The sequence below is a fragment of the Mycolicibacterium aichiense genome (genome assembly GCF_010726245.1).
Lineage (GTDB): Bacteria > Actinomycetota > Actinomycetes > Mycobacteriales > Mycobacteriaceae > Mycobacterium > Mycobacterium aichiense.
Window position 1 is genome coordinate 2,652,747 of record NZ_AP022561.1, and the last position, 17,720, is coordinate 2,670,466.

The 17,720-nt window shown below is 68.9% G+C and carries 18 protein-coding genes; 16 read left to right on the forward strand and 2 right to left on the reverse strand.

What is annotated here, in order from left to right; all coding sequences use genetic code 11:
• Positions 1-9: 9 nt before the first annotated feature.
• From G6N32_RS12820 to G6N32_RS12840, 5 genes are read left to right on the forward strand one after another with little or no spacing between them, the layout of a single operon-like run.
• Positions 10-960, forward strand: a complete 951-nt coding sequence (locus G6N32_RS12820) for a DUF4129 domain-containing protein (protein WP_115321127.1) — start codon at positions 10-12, stop codon at positions 958-960.
• Positions 957-1,433 (forward strand): hypothetical protein, encoded by a 477-nt coding sequence (locus tag G6N32_RS12825; protein ID WP_115319925.1) that lies wholly within the window; start codon positions 957-959, stop codon positions 1,431-1,433. The genes G6N32_RS12820 and G6N32_RS12825 overlap by 4 nt, the downstream gene beginning before the upstream one ends.
• On the forward strand, positions 1,430-2,392 hold the full coding sequence (locus G6N32_RS12830) for an AAA family ATPase (protein ID WP_115319926.1): 963 nt from the start codon (positions 1,430-1,432) through the stop codon (positions 2,390-2,392). The genes G6N32_RS12825 and G6N32_RS12830 overlap by 4 nt, the downstream gene beginning before the upstream one ends.
• Positions 2,392-3,633 (forward strand): DUF58 domain-containing protein, encoded by a 1,242-nt coding sequence (locus tag G6N32_RS12835; RefSeq protein WP_115319927.1) that lies wholly within the window; start codon positions 2,392-2,394, stop codon positions 3,631-3,633. The genes G6N32_RS12830 and G6N32_RS12835 overlap by 1 nt, the downstream gene beginning before the upstream one ends.
• Entirely contained in the window at positions 3,630-4,100 is a 471-nt protein-coding gene (locus G6N32_RS12840; RefSeq protein ID WP_174901045.1) for a hypothetical protein, read from the forward strand. Before G6N32_RS12835 ends, G6N32_RS12840 begins: the two co-directional genes overlap by 4 nt.
• Here the strand turns inward: G6N32_RS12840 and G6N32_RS12845 are convergent.
• Complete coding sequence (locus G6N32_RS12845; protein ID WP_115319928.1) at positions 4,043-4,978, reverse strand: TauD/TfdA dioxygenase family protein; 936 nt, start codon at positions 4,976-4,978, stop codon at positions 4,043-4,045. The genes G6N32_RS12840 and G6N32_RS12845 overlap by 58 nt on opposite strands.
• A gap of 96 nt (positions 4,979-5,074) precedes the next feature.
• Here G6N32_RS12845 and cobN point away from each other — a divergent pair, with 96 nt between their 5' ends.
• From cobN to G6N32_RS12880, 7 genes are all read left to right on the forward strand, one after another.
• On the forward strand, positions 5,075-8,677 hold the full coding sequence (gene cobN, locus G6N32_RS12850; protein ID WP_115319929.1) for a cobaltochelatase subunit CobN: 3,603 nt from the start codon (positions 5,075-5,077) through the stop codon (positions 8,675-8,677).
• A gap of 35 nt (positions 8,678-8,712) precedes the next feature.
• The gene (locus G6N32_RS12855) at positions 8,713-9,096 is read left to right on the forward strand and encodes a PPOX class F420-dependent oxidoreductase (protein ID WP_115319930.1); all 384 of its coding nucleotides are present in this window, start codon (positions 8,713-8,715) and stop codon (positions 9,094-9,096) included.
• A 3-nt stretch (positions 9,097-9,099) separates the two neighbouring features.
• Complete coding sequence (locus G6N32_RS12860; RefSeq protein ID WP_115319931.1) at positions 9,100-9,480, forward strand: PPOX class F420-dependent oxidoreductase; 381 nt, start codon at positions 9,100-9,102, stop codon at positions 9,478-9,480.
• A gap of 71 nt (positions 9,481-9,551) precedes the next feature.
• Positions 9,552-10,019 carry an FxsA family protein gene (locus G6N32_RS12865; protein WP_115321128.1) on the forward strand — a complete coding sequence of 156 codons (468 nt, stop codon included), beginning with the start codon at positions 9,552-9,554 and terminating at the stop codon, positions 10,017-10,019.
• A gap of 43 nt (positions 10,020-10,062) precedes the next feature.
• Positions 10,063-11,661, forward strand: coding sequence for an amidohydrolase (locus G6N32_RS12870; protein WP_163789256.1), 1,599 nt, complete (start codon positions 10,063-10,065; stop codon positions 11,659-11,661).
• A complete protein-coding gene (lnt, locus tag G6N32_RS12875) occupies positions 11,654-13,390 on the forward strand; it encodes an apolipoprotein N-acyltransferase (protein WP_115319932.1) in 1,737 nt (578 codons plus the stop codon). Before G6N32_RS12870 ends, lnt begins: the two co-directional genes overlap by 8 nt.
• Complete coding sequence (locus G6N32_RS12880; protein WP_083120494.1) at positions 13,387-14,160, forward strand: polyprenol monophosphomannose synthase; 774 nt, start codon at positions 13,387-13,389, stop codon at positions 14,158-14,160. The genes lnt and G6N32_RS12880 overlap by 4 nt, the downstream gene beginning before the upstream one ends.
• Before the next feature lie 9 nt (positions 14,161-14,169).
• On the opposite strand, the gene G6N32_RS12885 is transcribed toward G6N32_RS12880, so the two are convergent.
• On the reverse strand, positions 14,170-14,508 hold the full coding sequence (locus G6N32_RS12885) for an RNA polymerase-binding protein RbpA (protein WP_036345376.1): 339 nt from the start codon (positions 14,506-14,508) through the stop codon (positions 14,170-14,172).
• Positions 14,509-14,651: 143 nt separating this feature from the next.
• On the opposite strand from G6N32_RS12885, the gene G6N32_RS12890 reads away from it, so the two are divergent.
• From G6N32_RS12890 to G6N32_RS12905, 4 genes are all read left to right on the forward strand, one after another.
• Positions 14,652-14,981: a hypothetical protein gene (locus G6N32_RS12890; protein WP_083120495.1), complete on the forward strand. Its 330-nt coding sequence runs from the start codon at positions 14,652-14,654 to the stop codon at positions 14,979-14,981.
• A 153-nt stretch (positions 14,982-15,134) separates the two neighbouring features.
• Positions 15,135-15,938, forward strand: coding sequence for an ABC transporter permease (locus G6N32_RS12895; RefSeq protein WP_232077771.1), 804 nt, complete (start codon positions 15,135-15,137; stop codon positions 15,936-15,938).
• Complete coding sequence (locus tag G6N32_RS12900) at positions 15,935-16,672, forward strand: ABC transporter ATP-binding protein (RefSeq protein ID WP_115319933.1); 738 nt, start codon at positions 15,935-15,937, stop codon at positions 16,670-16,672. Before G6N32_RS12895 ends, G6N32_RS12900 begins: the two co-directional genes overlap by 4 nt.
• 35 nt (positions 16,673-16,707) lie before the next feature.
• Complete coding sequence (locus G6N32_RS12905; RefSeq protein ID WP_115319934.1) at positions 16,708-17,712, forward strand: ABC transporter substrate-binding protein; 1,005 nt, start codon at positions 16,708-16,710, stop codon at positions 17,710-17,712.
• The last annotated feature ends 8 nt before the right edge of the window (positions 17,713-17,720 follow it).

The following is a 17,720-nucleotide window of genomic DNA, read 5'->3' on the forward strand; positions in this document are numbered from 1 at the left end:
GTTCGGGCCATGGCGACGGCTGCCACACCCCGGGTGGCCGCACTGATCGCGCTGGTTGTGGTGCTCGGCCTCGCGTTGCGCGGGCATCTGCCGGACGCACCACGGTCGCCGCGGACCCAACCGGCCGGCGGCGCCGGCAGCCTGCTCGCATTGTTGACCCTGGTACTCGCCTGCCTGCTGGTGATCATCGTCGCTCTCGTGGCGAAGCTGCGCGACCCGCAGCGCGCCAAGCAAGCCGCGCGAACGCACGTCCCGGGCGGCGGTGGCGGGATGGGCGTGCGGCGGAGCTGGCGCTTTGTGCTGGTGATCGTCGCCGCGGTAGTGGCGTGGCTGATGGTGGCCGCACTGCTCGCCCAGCTGCGCCTGCCGCAACCGGGTGGCGATCCGCCGCACGCGCAGCCCGTCGCCACGCCCACCGGTAACGCACCGCCCGGCGAGGCCGTCTCGCCTCCGCAGGCGCCTCCTGAACCTGCCGCCGTCGACCCGCTCTTCTGGTATCTCCTGGCCGCTTTCGCGGCCCTGCTGCTGGTCACGCTGATCGGCGCGATCGTGCTCCGGGCCCGCGACCGACGGCGGGAGCCGGTGCCACCGCCACCCGACGACACATCCCGAGACGCGGCGCCGCCCGGACCCGGGTCGCTCGCGCTGGCGGCCGAGCGCGGTTTGGCCGAAGTCGGCGACCTCAGCCGTGAACCACGAGAGGCCATCATCGCGTGTTACGCGGCAATGGAACACGCACTGGCCAATGCCCCCGGCGCAGCCCCGCAGGAGTCGGACACCCCGTCCGAGGTGCTGGCCCGCGCCGTCGAGCATCACGCGATTCACGCCGGCCGCGCCACCGAACTGGTCACCCTGTTCGCCGAGGCCCGGTTCTCCACCCACGTGATGAACGAGGGACACCGTGACAGCGCCGAGCGGGCGCTGCGCCTGGTCCTCGGCGAGCTGCGGAGCTCGGTGTGATCCGGCTGGTAGGAGGTGGCCTCCTGCTGGTCGTGGCGGCGGAAGTGCTGGCGATCGTCCTGAGCGCCGGCCGGTGGATCATGCCGGTTGCGGGACTCGCGGTAGCAGTGTTCCTCATCGCGGCCCGACTGACTGTCGATGCGGCACAACGCCGTTCGGTACCCAAACCGCCGTCGGACGACCCCGCGGAGGCGCTGTGGCGCTGGCGGTCGCGTACCGAGTCGACGGTTCAGTGGGCGGATTCCACCCGGGAAGACTGGGACCGGCATCTGCGGCCGAGGCTGGCCCGTGAGTTCGTCCTCGCCACCCGGCAGCGGGATCCGGTGGCATTACAGGCGACCGGGCGCATCGTGTTCGGCGACCAGCTGTGGCCCTGGGTTGATCCCAACAACATCGAGCGAACGCGCAGCCGTGAGCCCGGACCCGGGTACGCCACCCTCGAGGAGATCCTGCGACGGATGGAAAACCTATGACCATGCCCGCCCCGGCGATGACGGCGTACTGCGAAGCGGTGCTCGACGAGATCGAGCAGGCGGTGGTCGGAAAACGCGCCGCCCTCACCCTGATCCTCACCACCGTGCTCGCCGGTGGGCACGTGCTGATCGAGGACCTGCCCGGCATGGGCAAAACGCTGATCGCCCGGTCGTTCGCGGCGGCCCTCGGCCTGCGATTCACCCGCGTGCAGTTCACCCCGGACCTGCTGCCCGCCGACCTGCTCGGGTCGACGATCTACGACATGCAGTCCGGCCGCTTCGAGTTCCGCCCCGGTCCGATCTTCACCAATCTGCTGATGGCCGACGAGATCAACCGCACACCACCCAAGACGCAGGCGGCGCTGCTGGAGGCGATGGCCGAGCGACAGGTCAGCATCGACGGCCAAACCCACCGGCTGCCGGCCCCTTTCATCGTGCTGGCCACCGACAACCCGATCGAGTACGAGGGCACCTACCCGCTACCGGAGGCCCAACTGGACCGGTTCGCGGTCAAGGTGGCGCTGAAGTACCTGTCCGAGTCCGAGGAGGCGTCGATGCTGCGCCGCCGGCTGGACCGTGGCTCGGCCGAGGTGACCGTGCGCCAGGTGGTGGACGCCGAAAACCTCTTGGCCATGCGGGAATTGGTGGAACAGGTGTCGGTGCACGACGACGTTCTGCACTATGTGGTCTCGCTGGCGACGGCCACCCGCAGTCATCCCCAGGTCGCGGTCGGCGCCAGTCCGCGCGCCGAACTCGACCTCGTCCAACTGGCCCGCGCCCGCGCCTTGGTGTCGGGCCGCGACTACGTGATCCCCGAGGACGTCAAGGCGCTGGCGGTCCCCGCGATCGCCCACCGGATCAGCCTGCGACCGGAGATGTGGGTCCGCAGCGTGCACGGCTCCGACGTCGTCGAACAACTCCTGCGACGCCTGCCGGTTCCCCGGGCGAGCGGACGATGATGGACGGGCCCCGCACGGTCGACGCTGTATTGCAGTGGCGCGCATCGCCGTTGACGCGGGCGCTGATGACATGTTTCGGGGTGGGGCTGGCCGTGGCGCTGATCGCGTCGCGCTGGCAGCTGATCGCCTTCGTGGCGCCGATGCTGGGGGTGCTCGCCTCGATCGGTTGGCAGCGCAGACCGATGTCGGTGTCGGTCGTCGGCCGCCCGGCGCTGACCCGGTGCTTCGAGAACGAGCCGGTACAACTCAGCGCCGAGCTGGCGGAGAACAGGGCCGGCGCAACACTGGAGCTGCAGCCGGTGACCGGCCTGGACATCGCGCCCGTCAGCGCCGACAGCAGGCGGGCAACGGTATCCGCCACGGCGGGGCGCTGGGGCCGTTACCCACTGCGCACCCGGGTCCGGCTCGACGCGGCCGGTGGACTGCTCACCGGCACCGCCACCGTCGACGCCGCCGACCTGTTCGTATTTCCGGTCGCGCCACCGCAACCGACCGGCATTCCGCGCACCGAGCTGCCCGACCGTCTTGGCACCCACCTGACCCGTCATATCGGGCCCGGCGTCGAGTTCGCCGAGATCCGGCCCTACCTGCCGGGCGATCAGCTCCGCACGGTCAACTGGGCGGTCAGCGCGCGTCGCGGCAGCCTGCATGTCACCGAACGGCTGACGGATCGGGCGGCCGACGTCGTGGTGGTCGTCGACATGAGCGCGCAGCCCGCAGGCCCGGCCACCGCCGTCACCGAACGGGCGTTGCGCGGCGCGACGCAGGTGGTGCAGACCGCGCTGCGCAACGGCGACCGGGCCGGCATCGTCGGCCTCGGAGGCCGCCGCCCACGGTGGCTCGGTGCCGATATCGGCCGCCGCCAGTTCTACCGGGTGCTCGACGCGGCACTCGGCGTGGGCAGCGAATACCAGCACACCGCAGGTACTTTGGCGCCGCGGGCGGCGGTCCCCCCGGGTGCCGTCGTGGTGGCGTTCTCGACGCTGCTCGACACCGAGTTCGCGCTCGCGCTGATCGACCTGTGCAAACGGGGACACCCGGTGGTGGCAGTCGACGTGCTGGAAGGCTGGCCCTTCGCCGACGACGACCAGCCGCTTCTGCAACGGATGTGGGCGTTGCAGCGTTCGTCGATGTACCGCGATATGCGGGTCATCGGCGTCGACGTGGTGCCGTGGCCGGCTGAGGTCACCCTCGACCAGGCGATGAGCCTGGTGCCTGACCGGAGCAGGCGGTCGTCATGACGGTCAGGCGGCTGGTGGCCGCACTGTTCGGACTGGCGATGATCGCGGCGGCGTCGGTCGGTGCCGATACCCGCACGCTCGCCGCGGCCGCCGTGGCGCTGATCGCCGTCCTCGCCGGGCTCTACGTGCCCGCCGCGGCGACACCGGCCGTCCTGGCGGCGATGGCCGCCCTCGTGCTGACCGAGCCGCACCCGATGCTTGCCGCGACGTCGGGGGTATGCGCGGCGGCGTATCTGGTGCTGACGTATGCCGTCCTCACCCGGGCGACGGCGGCCGGGATCGCCGGCTTCGCCGCGGCCGGCGCCCTGGCCACCACGGTGCCCGTCGACCTGCCCTGGCTGCCGCTGCTGGCCCCGGTGGCCGCGGTCGTCGCTGTCGCGGTGGTGCTGAGCCCGTACGTCGATATCCCTCAGGCGGCCCGAACCGGCCCTGCGGCAACCACACCCGGGGATACCACGCCGGAGTAGTGCGTCGCGTCGCCGGCCACCACCCGGCTGGACTGCCCGTGCACATCGACCGGAACGTCACCGGCCAGCGTCACCCGGCTCAGGAAGCGGAACTGGTCGTCGTAGTCGGCGACCCCGTAGTGCTGGGTGGCACGGTTGTCCCACATGGCGATGTCGCCGAGCTGCCAACTCCACCGGACGGTGTTCTCCAGCCGGGTGATCCGGTTCTGCAGCACCGTGAAGAGGCTGGCGGACTCGCTGCTGCCCAACCCAACGAACCGCTTCACGAAGTGGCCGAGCAGCAGCACCCGCTTGCCGGTCTCCGGGTGCACCCGCACCACCGGATGCTCGGTCTCGTAGTAGGAGGACTCGAATTCAGCTCGGTAGGAACGGGTTTGGTCGCTGACGCCGGACTCGGGGTGTCCGCCCGCATAGTCGTACAGATTGGTGTGGGTGGCCCAGAGATTTTCGGCGAGCGCCTTCAGCGCGGGCGGCAGCTGGTCATAAGCCGCCTCGGTGTTGGCGAACACGGTGCTGCCGCCGTAGGCGGGCAGCGTCACCGCGCGTAGCAGCGACGCCTTCGGGATGCGGTCGACGAACGTGACGTCGGAGTGCCAGGAATTCGCACGATCGAAGCGCGAATCGATTCCCAGCACGGTGTCACCGCGCGAGGTGACGGTCGGGTGGGCGATGGTCGGCACGCCGAGCAGCCGGGCCACCGCGATCTGTTCGTCGTCGTCGAGATGGTGCTGCTCGCGGAAGAAGATCACCTTGTGTTCGAGCAGCGCCGATCCGATGGCGTCGACAATGCCGGGGTGCAGGTCGCGACCGAGCCGAACGCCGTGAACCACCGCGCCGATCGTGGCGCCGAGCTTCGAAACGTCAAGAGAGATGGGCATGAGTTCGATGGTCTCGGCGGGTGGCCGCGACGTCCACCATTGCGCTGGCCACGATCCGAATAGGGTGCGACGGCCGCCGTACGGTACGAATGGGGGGTGTCTAGCACCGTGTTGTTGCTGTCCACCTCGGATACCGACCTGATCACCGCCCGCGCCAGCGGGGCTGATTTCCTCCTGCGCAACCCGGCGCGACTGATCGACGGCGAGCTCACCGAACTCCTCGCGGACGCCGATGTCGTGGTGGTGCGGATTCTCGGCGGCTACCGGGCCTGGCAGGACGGTATCGACGCGGTGGTGGCCAGTGGACGTCCGACCGTCGTCGTCAGCGGGGAACAGGCCCCCGACGCGGATCTGATGGAGCGCTCCACGGTGCCGGCCGGAATCGCGGTGCAAACCCATGTGTACCTGGCCCAGGGCGGCACGGAAAACCTGCGGAACCTACATTCCTTCCTGTCCGACACCCTGCTGATGACCGGCTTCGGCTTCAACCCGCCGTCGGCCACCCCGGCCTGGGGTGTCCTGGAGCCACGCTGCGAAGGCTGCGACGGCTGTGGGCTCGATCGCGGGACAGATACCCGTCCCACGATCGCGGTGCTCTACTACCGGGCCCAGCAACTGGCGGGCAACGTCGACTACATCCGCGCGATGTGTACGGCGATCAGGCAGGCGGGTGGTCGCCCGCTGCCCGTGTACTGCACCTCGCTGCGCACGCCCGAACCCGAACTACTGGATCTGCTCCGCACTGCCGACGCGATGGTCGTCACGGTGCTGGCCGCCGGGGGAGCCCGTCCCGCCACCGCGGGCGCCGGCCACGACGACGACAATTGGAACGTCAAACATCTTGCTGCCCTTGATGTCCCGATCCTGCAGGGGTTGTGCCTGACCAGTTCGCGAGCCACCTGGTCGAACAACGACGACGGGCTGAGCCCGCTGGATGTCGCCACCCAGGTGGCGGTGCCCGAATTCGACGGCCGGATCATCACAGTCCCGTTCTCGTTCAAGGAGATCGACGAAGACGGCCTGATCTCATATGTGCCGGACCCGGAGCGGTGCGCGCGGGTGGCCGGCCTGGCCGTCAACTACGCAACCCTGCGCCGGGTCGGGCCGGCCGACAAGCGGCTGGCCCTGGTGTTCTCGGCGTATCCGACCAAGCATTCCCGGATCGGCAATGCCGTCGGTCTGGACACGCCGGCCAGCGCTGTCGCGCTGCTGCACGCCCTGCGTGATGCGGGATACCAGATCGGCGACATCCCCGGCGTCGAGGCATCCGACGGCGACGCGCTGATGCACGCGCTGATCGAACGCGGCGGCCAAGACCCGGACTGGCTGACCGACGGTCAGCTGGCGGGCAACCCGATTCGCATTCCGGCCGAGCAGTACCGGGCGTGGTTCGCCACCTTGCCCGCCGAGCTGACCGACGCGATGGTGGCGCACTGGGGCCCGCCGCCCGGCGAGCTGTTCGTCGACCGCAGCCGCGATCCGGACGGCGAAATCGTGGTTGCGGCAATCCAATCCGGCAACATCCTGATCCTGGTGCAACCGCCGCGCGGATTCGGGGAGAACCCTGTCGCGATCTATCACGATCCCGACCTGCCGCCCAGCCACCATTACCTGGCCACCTATCAGTGGGTGCGGCACGGTTTCGGTGCGCACGCTGCCGTGCACCTCGGTAAGCACGGCAACCTGGAATGGCTGCCGGGCAAGACGGTTGGCATGTCGGCGTCCTGCGGGCCGGACGCGGCGCTCGGCGATCTGCCGCTGATCTACCCGTTCCTGGTCAACGACCCGGGGGAGGGCACTCAGGCCAAGCGCCGGGCGCATGCCACCCTGGTCGACCACTTGATCCCGCCGATGGCGCGGGCCGAAAGCTACGGCGACATCGCCCGCCTGGAACAACTGCTCGACGAGCACGCCAACATCGCCGCTCTCGACCCGGGCAAGCTGCCGGCCATCCGCCAGCAGATCTGGACGCTGATGCGCGCGGCCAAGATGGATCACGATCTGGGACTGGCAGAACGGCCCGAGGACGATTCCTTCGACGACATGCTGCTGCATGTCGACGGCTGGCTCTGCGAGATCAAGGACGTCCAGATCCGCGACGGGCTGCACATCCTCGGCGCCGCGCCTGCCGACGAGGCGCAGCTGGATCTGGTGCTGGCCATCCTGCGTGCCCGGCAACTGTTCGGCGGTGAACAGCACCTCCCGGGCCTGCGTCAGGCGCTCGGGCTGGCCGAAGACGGCAGCGCCGAGCGGACCGAGGTCGACGAGGCCGAGAAGCAGGCCCGCGCGCTGCTGGCCGGTCTGCAGGCCACCGGCTGGGACGCCGGCCGCGTCGCGGAGCTGACCGACGATGAGGGCGTCGCGGCGATCCTGCGGTTCGCGGCGACCGAGGTGGTGCCGCGGCTTGCCGGGACCGCCGAGGAGATCACGCAGGTGCTGCGGGCGCTGGACGGCCGGTTCATCCCGGCAGGCCCATCGGGGTCGCCGTTGCGCGGCCTGGTCAACGTGCTGCCCACCGGCCGCAACTTCTACTCGGTCGACCCCAAGGCCGTCCCGTCGAGGCTGGCATGGGAAACCGGTGTCGCGATGGCGGATTCGTTGCTCGAGCGCTACCGCACCGATCATGGTGAGTGGCCCGCGTCGGTCGGTCTGTCGGTGTGGGGCACCTCGGCGATGCGAACCTCGGGCGACGACATCGCCGAAGTTCTTGCGCTGCTTGGCGTCCGGCCGGTGTGGGACGACGCATCCCGGCGCGTGGTCGACTTGGAGGCCATCTCGCTGCCCGAACTGGGCCGTCCGCGGATCGACGTGACCGTCCGGATCTCCGGCTTTTTCCGCGATGCCTTCCCGCACGTCGTGACGATGCTCGACGATGCGGTGCGGCTGGTGGCCGGCCTCGACGAACCGGCCGAGCAGAACTTCGTCCGGGCGCACGCCCAGGTCGACCTCGCCGAGCACGGTGACGAAAGACGGGCCACCACACGCATTTTCGGTTCCAAGCCGGGCACCTATGGCGCCGGTTTGCTGCAGCTCATCGACAGCCGCAACTGGCGCGACGACGCGGACCTGGCGCAGGTGTACACCGCGTGGGGCGGGTTCGCCTACGGCCGTGAACTCGACGGCAGACCGGCAGCCGACGACATGTCCGCCCAGTACCGGCGAATCGTGGTGGCCGCCAAGAACACCGACTCGCGCGAGCACGACATCGCCGACTCCGACGACTACTTCCAGTACCACGGCGGCATGGTGGCGACGGTGCGGGCACTGACCGGTACGGCCCCGGCCGCCTACATCGGCGACAACACCCGCCCGGACGCGGTGCGCACCCGCACGCTCTCGGAGGAGACCACCCGGGTGTTCCGGGCGCGGGTGGTCAACCCGCGCTGGATGGCCGCGATGCGCAGGCATGGCTACAAGGGCGCGTTCGAGATGGCCGCGACCGTCGACTACCTGTTCGGGTATGACGCGACAGCGGGTGTGATGGCCGACTGGATGTACGAGCAGCTCACCGAGTCCTACGTGCTGGACCCGGAGAACCGCAAGTTCATGAACGAGTCCAATCCCTGGGCGCTGCACGGGATGTCGGAGCGGCTGCTCGAAGCGGTCGGGCGCGGCATGTGGGAGAACCCGGATCCGGCGACGCTCGACGGGCTGCGCCAGGTGCTCTTGGAGACCGAAGGCGATTTGGAAGCACGGTAACCAGCCGGTCGCTACGAGGGCGCTAGATTGGTCGAATGGCTCCCAGCTTCGGCGAAGTGATCAAGTCCCAGTACGTCTCGCTGACCACCTTCACCAAGGACGGCAGGCCCAAGCCGACACCGATCTGGATCGCGCCCGACGGCGACCGTGCCCTGGTGATCACCGGCAAGGACTCCTGGAAGGTCAAGCGGATTCGGAACACCCCGCGGGTGACCCTGGCCGTCTGCGACCGCAGCGGCAACGTCAAGGGCGAACCGGTGGAAGCGGTCGCGAGCATCCTCGACGACTCCCAGCAGATCGAGCGCGTGTACGACGCGATCGGCAACCGCTACGGGCTGCTCGGCAAGGTGTTCAACTTCTTCTCGAAGCTGCGGGGCGGCACCAAGCGCAACGTCGGCCTGGAACTGCGGGCCGCCTGACCCATGGCGCCCACCTTTCACGACGTTGCCCAGGCGAAATATCTGCTGCTGACCACGTTCACCAAGGACGGCACCCCCAAGCCGACGGCCATCTGGGGTGTCCCCGACGGTGACCGTCTAGTGGTGATCACCGATCGGGTGTCGTGGAAGGTGAAGCGGATCCGCAACACCCCGCGGGTCACCATCGCCGAATGCCACGTGCTCGGGAAGCCGAAGGGCCCGGCGGTGGAGGCCACCGCACGGGTGCTGCCGGATTCGGAAACCCGCGACGTCTACAACAAGGTGCTGCGCCGTTACTGGCAGCACTCGTGGTGGTTCTATCTGCACAGCGTGGTTCGCGGCGGCATCGACAAGGTGCATGTCGCGCTCGAGATCACCGCGTAACCGAACTCTCAGGCTGCTATCAGCGGCTACCGGAACCCGGCCGGTGCGCGAGTCGTTGCCAGTACATGGTGATGCGGACGTTCTTCCTCTACGCCGTGGTCGAGCTGGCGGTGCTGGCCGCGCTGACCTGGTCGGTGGGCATCGGCTGGACGCTACTGATCCTGCTGGCGACCTCGGTGGTCGGCGTCGCGCTGGCCGGCTCGCAGGTCAAGAAGCAGATCCTCAAACTTCAGCGCACCCGCACCGACCCGCAGGGCGCGGTCGCCGACAGCATGCTCGTCGCACTCGGCACCGTCCTGATGTTCATTCCCGGCATCGTGTCCACCGCCGTCGGCGCGCTGATGCTGCTGCCGCCGACCCGCAGCGTGGTGCGCCCGCTGGCCGGCATGGTGCTCACCCGCGGCATAGCCCGGCGGGTCAGCGTCATCAACGTGACAGTGCCCGGGTACTCCGGCCGCGGCGAGTACATCGACGGCGAGATCGTCGAGGACCAGGTTCCCGGACCGGTCCACGACGCCAACATCGTCCGCCGGTACTGACCCGTTGCGTCTGTCCCGCGGCTGCGGGGGAGACTGTCTGACCGTGACCACACTGCTGTTGGGCGGGCGCATCCACAGCCCGACGCACCCGGATGCCACCGCGATGGCGGTGCGCGACGGTGTCGTCGCGTGGCTGGGCAGCGACGAGGTCGGCCGCTCCCAGTTCGCGGACGCACAGACGATCGACCTCGACGGCGCGTTCGTGACACCCGCCTTCGTCGACAGCCACATCCATGTCACGTCGACCGGTCTGCTGATGACGGGGCTGGACCTGACCGGCGCGACGTCCAAACAGCACTGCCTGCGTCTGGTCGCCGACCATGTCGCCGCCCATCCGGGCCAGCCCATCTGGGCGCACGGCTGGGACGACACCGCCTGGGCGCGGGACGAGGCACCCGGCACCGACGAGCTCGACGCCGTCGTCGGCACCGTGCCGGCCTACCTGGCCCGCGTCGACGTGCACTCGGCCGTGGCCTCGACCGGTTTACGCGAGCTGGTGGCCGGACTGCCCGCCGTCGCCGGATATCACCCACAGCGGCCGCTGTCGGCCGATGCTCATCACCTGGTCCGATCCGAGGCCCGCCGCCTGCTGACCGTCCGTCAGCGTGCCGATGCCCGGCGTGCCGCGCTCGACGCGGTGGCCGCCGCGGGCATCGTCGCCGTCCACGAGTGCGCCGGACCGCAGATCGGCGGAGCCGACGACTGGCAGGAGCTGCGCGCGACCGAGCACGGTGTCGAGGTGGTGGGCTACTGGGGTGAGGCGGTATCCAGCGCCGCGCAGGCGACCGCCCTCATCGACACGACCGGCGCGCAGGGGCTGGCCGGTGATCTGTTCGTCGACGGCGCGCTGGGCTCGCACACCGCCTGGCTGTGCCGCCCGTACGCCGACGCCCCGGACAGCACCGGCAACTGCTACCTCGAACCCGGGGCCATCGCCGATCATCTGTTCGCCTGCACCGAGGCGGGCGTGACGGCGGGATTCCACGTCATCGGCGACGCGGCGGTGACCGTGGTCGTCGACGCGCTGACCCGGCTCGTCGACCGGTTCGGCGCGCCCGCCGTTGCCCGCTGTGGGCACCGGCTCGAGCACCTGGAGATGGTGAACGACGAACAGGCGGCCACCCTGGGCCAGTGCGGGGTGACGGCCAGCATGCAGCCCAATTTCGACGCACTGTGGGGTGGTGCCGACGGAATGTACGCCCGTCGTCTCGGTCTGGGCAGAGCAGCCGCGCTGAACCCGCTGTCGCTACTAGCATCGGCAGGCGTGCCCCTGGCGTTCGGTTCAGATGCCCCGGTGACCAGCATCGATCCCTGGTCGACGGTGCGCGCGGCCAGCCATCACCAGACCGAAGGCAGCTCGATCTCGGTGCGTGCGGCGTTTGCCGCCGCGACCCGCGGCGCGTGGCGGGCCGGCGGGGTGCGTGACGGGGTCAGCGGAACCCTGGTCCCGGGCGCGCCTGCGTCGTACGCGGTGTGGGAGCTCGGCGACGGGGACCTGGACGTGGCCGCTCCGGCCGACGGTGTGCAGCGCTGGTCCACAGACCCGCGCTCGCGGGTACCCGCGCTTCCGCGGTTGGCGCCCGGCGATCCGCTGCCGCGCTGCCGCCACACCGTGCACCGGGGTGTCGTGCTACATGGCTAGCCGTCTGCTGAACTGGGTCCGCACCGCGCTGCCCCCGCGGATGTTCCGGCTCCTCGTTACGGCGACCGCCGGGCTGCTGTTGTGCATCAGCTTCCCGCCGATCAGCTGGTGGTGGTCGGCGGTGCTGAGCTTCGGACTGTTGAGTTGGGTGCTGACCCACCCCAGGACGACGCCCGCCGGTGGCCTCGGCTACGGGTTCCTGTTCGGGCTGGCGTTCTACATTCCGCTGATCCCGTGGATCAGCGGGCTGGTCGGCCCGGTGCCGTGGCTGGCGCTGTCCGCCATGGAAGCGCTCTTCCCGGCGCTGTTCGGCTGGCTGGCGGTCGCGGTACGCCGCGTTCCCGGCTGGCCGTTGTGGTTCGCGCTGGTGTGGTCAGCCCAGGAATGGTTGAAGTCAACTGTGCCGTTCGGCGGGTTCCCTTGGGGCGTAGTCGGTTTCGGACAGACGAACGGACCGTTCCTGGCGCTGGTTCAGCTCGGCGGGGTGCCGTTGTTGTCGTTCGGGATCGTGCTGATGGGCACGGCCCTGGCGGCGCTGGTGCTCGAGATCGCACGCTGGTGGCAGCAGAGCGCCGCGGCCAAAACGGCCGGGCACGTGTCGCTGCCCGGGGTGCTGCTGCCCGGGCTGTGCATCACCGCGGTGTTGCTCATCACCGCGGTGGCGGCCCCGCAGGTGCGCCGCGCCGCCGGTGGTGCGGGCAACGAGCCGACGGTCACGGTGGCCGCCGTCCAGGGCAACGTGCCGCGGCTGGGGCTGGACTTCAACAGTCAGCGCCGCGCGGTGCTGGACAACCATGTCCGGCAGACCGTGCAGCTGGCCGACGACGTGCGCGCGGGCCGGGCACCCCAGCCGCAGTTCGTGATCTGGCCGGAGAACTCCTCGGACATCGATCCGATGACCAATGCCGACGCAGCCCAGCAGATCAGCGTTGCCGCGCAGGCGATCGGCGCGCCGATCCTGGTCGGTGCGGTCGTCGCGCGCCCGGACTGGACCCCGCAGAACCCGTACGCCTCGAACACCGTCGTCGTCTGGGATCCGGTCACCGGGCCGGGGGAGCGCCACGACAAACAGATCATCCAGCCGTTCGGCGAATATCTGCCGTGGCGGGGTTTCTTCCGGCATCTGTCGTCTTTCGCCGACCGGGCCGGCTACTTCGTCCCCGGCAACGGCTCAGGTGTCGTGCACGCCGCGGGTGTGCCGGTCGGCGTCGCCACCTGCTGGGAGGTCATCTTCGACCGTGCGCTGCGGGAGTCGGTGCGCAACGGCGCGCAGCTGCTGGCCGTCCCGACCAACAACGCCACGTTCGACCAGAACATGAGCGAACAGCTGCTGGCGTTCGCCCGCGCCCGCGCCGTGGAGCACGACCGCTACGTGGTGGTGGCCGGCACGGTCGGGATCAGTGCGGTGATCGCCCCGGACGGCGCGGAGATCGCCCGCACAGAGTTCTTCACTCCCGGGTATCTGGACCTGACGATGCGGCTCAAGACCAGCCAAACCCCGGCCACGCGATGGGGGCCGCTGGTGCAATGGGTGCTGGTCGGAGCTGCCATTTCGGTCGTCATCGGGGCCATGCTGCACAATGGTTGGTTCATGCGTCCGTTGCGCCGGAGGCGGCGGGAACCGGACGCAGGCAGCATGTCCGGGGGCGACGACGACGGCGAGAACACGCCGGAGCAGGGCGATTCAACCGCCGCCCTGGCCGGACAGCACGACAAAGGAGAGTCATGACCGACCGGGGAAACACGGGCGCCGTGCGGCCCAGCCAGCGCACCCTGGTGATCATTCCGACGTTCAACGAGCTGGAGAACCTGCCGCTGATCGTGGGCCGGGTGCACAAGGCCTGTCCTGAGGTACACGTGCTGATCGTCGACGACGGCAGCCCCGACGGCACGGGCGAGCTCGCCGACGAGCTCGCGCTGGCCGACACCGACCGGGTTCACGTGATGCACCGCAATGCCAAGGACGGCCTCGGCGCGGCGTACCTCGCTGGGTTCGCCTGGGGCCTGAGCCGCCAGTACAACGTGCTGGTGGAGATGGACGCCGACGGTAGCCACGCGCCTGAGCAGCTCTACCGGCTGCTCGACGCGATCGACAACGGCGCGGACCTGGCGATCGGGTCGCGCTACGTACCGGGCGGGACGGTGCGCAACTGGCCCTATCGGCGCCTGGTGCTGTCCAAGACCGCCAACACCTACTCCCGGGTGCTGCTAGGGGTCGGGATTCACGACATCACCGCGGGCTACCGCGCCTACCGGCGTGAGGTGCTGGAGAAGATCGACCTGTCCGCGGTCGATTCCAAGGGCTACTGCTTCCAGATCGATCTGACCTGGCGCACGATCAACAGCGGTTTCACCGTCACCGAAGTACCCATCACGTTCAGCGAGCGCGAACTCGGGGTGTCGAAGATGAGCGGCTCGAACATCCGCGAAGCGATGGTCAAGGTGGCCCAGTGGGGCCTCGGCGGGCGGTTGGACCGCGCCCGGGGCGTCGTCAGGTAGCTACGGCGATCAGCTGCCGCGGCGCTTGGACTTGATCAGGTCGAGACGCTCCTTGAGCAGCTCCTCGAGCTCTTCGATCGAGCGGCGCTCCAGCAGCATGTCCCAGTGGGTGCGCGGCGGCTTGACCTTCTTGGGCTCGGGCAGGTCACCGTCGATCAGGGTGCCCTCCAGGCCGTTCTTGCACGGCCAGGTGCCGGGGATCTCGGCGTCGTCGGCGAACGGAACCTCGAATTCCTCGCCGTTCTCGGTGCGGTACCGCGCAATCTGACGCGGCGCCAGGTCGTGGTTGCGGTCCGTCTCGTAGCTCACGGCTCCGAGGCGGCTGCCTCTCAGGACGCGATCAGCCATCGTCAATTCTCCTTCGGTGCCTTAGTAAGGGCCGGGCCCCCTATGAAGTCCAGGTAGTCAACGCAAGACAACTCGCTGCGGTTCCCGACTCGACCCCCCATGATACCGGGATCACTTCGCGATGCCGTCTACAGTCACATGACGTGACGCGTCGTTCCCGCTCCCAGCCGTGTCGGTGGTGTGGACGTGAGGTGGCCGACGTCGGGATGGGCCGGCGCAGGCAGTACTGCCGTCAGTCCTGCCGGCAACGCGCATACGAGCAGCGGGCGTTGGTCAAGGGCAGTGCCATCCCGGAGGACGCGGTGGTGCTCTCGGCCGACGAGGCCGCCGAATTGTCAGATCGGGTGTTCCAGGTGCGTTGTGCGGCTGAAGACGTCGCGACCGCCGTCGACGAGGGTGCGGCCACAGCCGAGTTGCGCGAGCTGTGCGATGCGCTGGTCCGGGCCGCCAAGGCCGCCGACGGCTGGCGCTGACAGCTCCGATCTTTGCGTCACCACGAATCAAACCCTTAACCGATCGGGCGGGGATTTCTAGGGTCGGTGGACGCGTCGAGTTCGTCTGTCGTCGCGTGCCCATTGTCAGCCACCCACGTGTCGCCGGGGGAGCCAATCGTGACCACTTCAGCCGTGCAGGCTTCTGCGCCGGTGCTGCCGGCCGGTTCACGCACAGCGCCGCGCCGCCGGCAGCGTACGTGGGCGATCGCCCGGTGGGCGTCGCCGGTGATACTGCTGGCGTTGTGGCAGGTGGGCAGCGCGGTGGGGATCATCTCTGAAGAGGTACTGCCCGCACCGTCGCTGATCGCCGAGGCCGGGCTCGAACTCGTCCGCAATGGTCAGCTCGCCGACGCGTTGCGGGTATCCGGCGCGCGCGTCGCGCAGGGCCTGCTGCTTGGCGGGGTCATCGGCATCGGGCTGGGGAGCGCCGTCGGGTTGTCCCGCTGGACCGAGGCGACGGTGGACCCGCCCATGCAGATGTTGCGCGCGCTGCCGCACCTCGGTCTGATCCCGCTGTTCATCCTGTGGTTCGGTATCGGTGAACTTCCCAAGGTTCTCCTGGTCGCGCTCGGCGTCAGTTTCCCGCTGTACCTCAACACGTTCTCGGCGATCCGACAGGTCGACCCCAAATTGCTCGAAACCGCTGAGGTGCTTGGTTTTTCGTTTCGCCAGCGGTTCGCCAACATCGTTGCGCCCAGCGCGGCGCCACAGGTACTCGTCGGTCTGCGGCAATCACTGGCGATTGCGTGGCTGACGTTGATCGTCGCAGAACAGATCAACGCCGACAAAGGCATCGGCTATTTGATCAACAACGCACGCGACTTCCTGCGCATCGACATCATCATCTTCGGTCTGATCGTCTATGCGCTGCTGGGTATCACCACTGATGCGATCGTGCGTTCACTGGAGCGCCGTGCCCTGAGGTATCGGTCATGACCGTGATCCACGATCGCCAGACCGGCGTGGCCGGATCGCTCCTGCACGTCGACAAGTGGTACGGCGAACATCATGTGCTCAAGGATGTTTCGGTCGCAGTCGGCGCGGGCCGGATCGTCGCACTGGTGGGCCGCAGCGGATCCGGCAAATCCACCGTGCTGCGCGTGCTGGCCGGCCTGTCCCGGGACCACACCGGTGAGCGCATCGTCAGCGGAGCTCCGGCGCTGGCCTTCCAGGAGCCGCGGTTGTTTCCGTGGCGCACGGTGCGCACCAACGTCGGATACGGGCTGACCCGATTTCGGCTTTCTCGCGCAGAGGTGGCGGCTCGGGCCGATCAGGCGCTGGCCGATGTCGGCCTGGCCGATCGGGCGGATGCGTGGCCATTGACACTGTCCGGCGGTCAGGCGCAACGGGTTTCGCTGGCCAGGGCGCTGGTTGCCGAGCCGCAGTTGCTTCTGCTGGACGAACCGTTCGGCGCCCTGGACGCGCTCACGCGGCTCAGCATGCACTCACTGTTGTTGCAGCTGTGGCGCCGTCACCAGTTCGGCGTCCTATTGGTCACCCATGACGTCAACGAGGCTGTCGCACTGGCGGATCAGGTGCTGGTCTTGGACGACGGTGAGGTGGTTTTCCAGACAGCCATCACCGACCCACGGCTGCCGACCGGCAGCTCGTCGACCGCCAACGACAATCACCGCGCCGAGTTGCTCTCGCAGCTCGGTGTCCAGATCTGACAGGAGCTAGCTTGTCTCTCAGAGCATTTCGTCGCGTGTTCATCGCGCTGACCGTCGTCGGGCTGCTGCTGACGGGCTGCGTGTCGCGCCAGCAGAACACGGGTGCATCCCAGGCCCCGGCGACGGTGCCGCTCAGTGAACTTTCGGGCCTCACCCTGCAGGTGGGTGATCAAAAGGGTGGAACCGAGTCACTGCTGCGCGCCGCCGGTGCGCTGGACAACCTGCCCTATCAGATCGCGTTCTCGACGTTCACGTCCGGACCGCCGCAGATCGAGGCCGCGACCGCGGGCAAGATCGACTTCGCCATCACCGGCAACACCCCGCCGATCTTCGGTGCCGCATCCAACGCGAAGGTGAAGGTGGTCTCGGCCTACAACGGTGGTGGCGTCGGCGACCAGATCCTCGTCCAGGCGGACTCACCGATCCAGTCCGTGAGCGATCTGCGCGGTAAGAGCATCGCCGTCGGCAAGGGCAGCTCGGCGCACGGTCACCTGCTGGGTCAACTGGACAAGGCCGGGCTGACACCGGCCGATGTGACGCTGGTGTTCCTGCAGCCGGCCGATGCGCTGTCGGCGTTCAAGGCGGGCCAGGCCGATGCGTGGGCGATCTGGGACCCCTACACCGCACAGGCCGAGCAGCAGCTCAAAGTGCGGTCGATCGCCCAGGCCAAAGGGGTGACCAACGGCTACTGGTTCGGGGTGGCCTCCGACGCCGCCCTGGCCGATCCCAAGCGCAGTTCCGCTCTGGCCGATCTGCTCGTCAGGTTCGCCAAGGCAGCCAAGTGGGCTCAGGATCACCCGCAGGAGTGGGCCGAGAAGTATGCCGCAGCAGTGGGATTGGATCCCAGGGCCGCCGAGGTGTCGCAGAGTCGCAGCCTGCGTCTGCCGACAGCTCTCAGCGACGAGGTGATCGCCTCGGAGCAGAAGATCGCCGATCTGTTCGCCAAATCGGGGCAGATCCAGACTGCGCCTGACATCTCGAAGTGGGTCGACCGCCGCTACGCCGGCGTGCTCGAGCCAGTTCTCATCAGTTCGAATTAGGAGGGTTC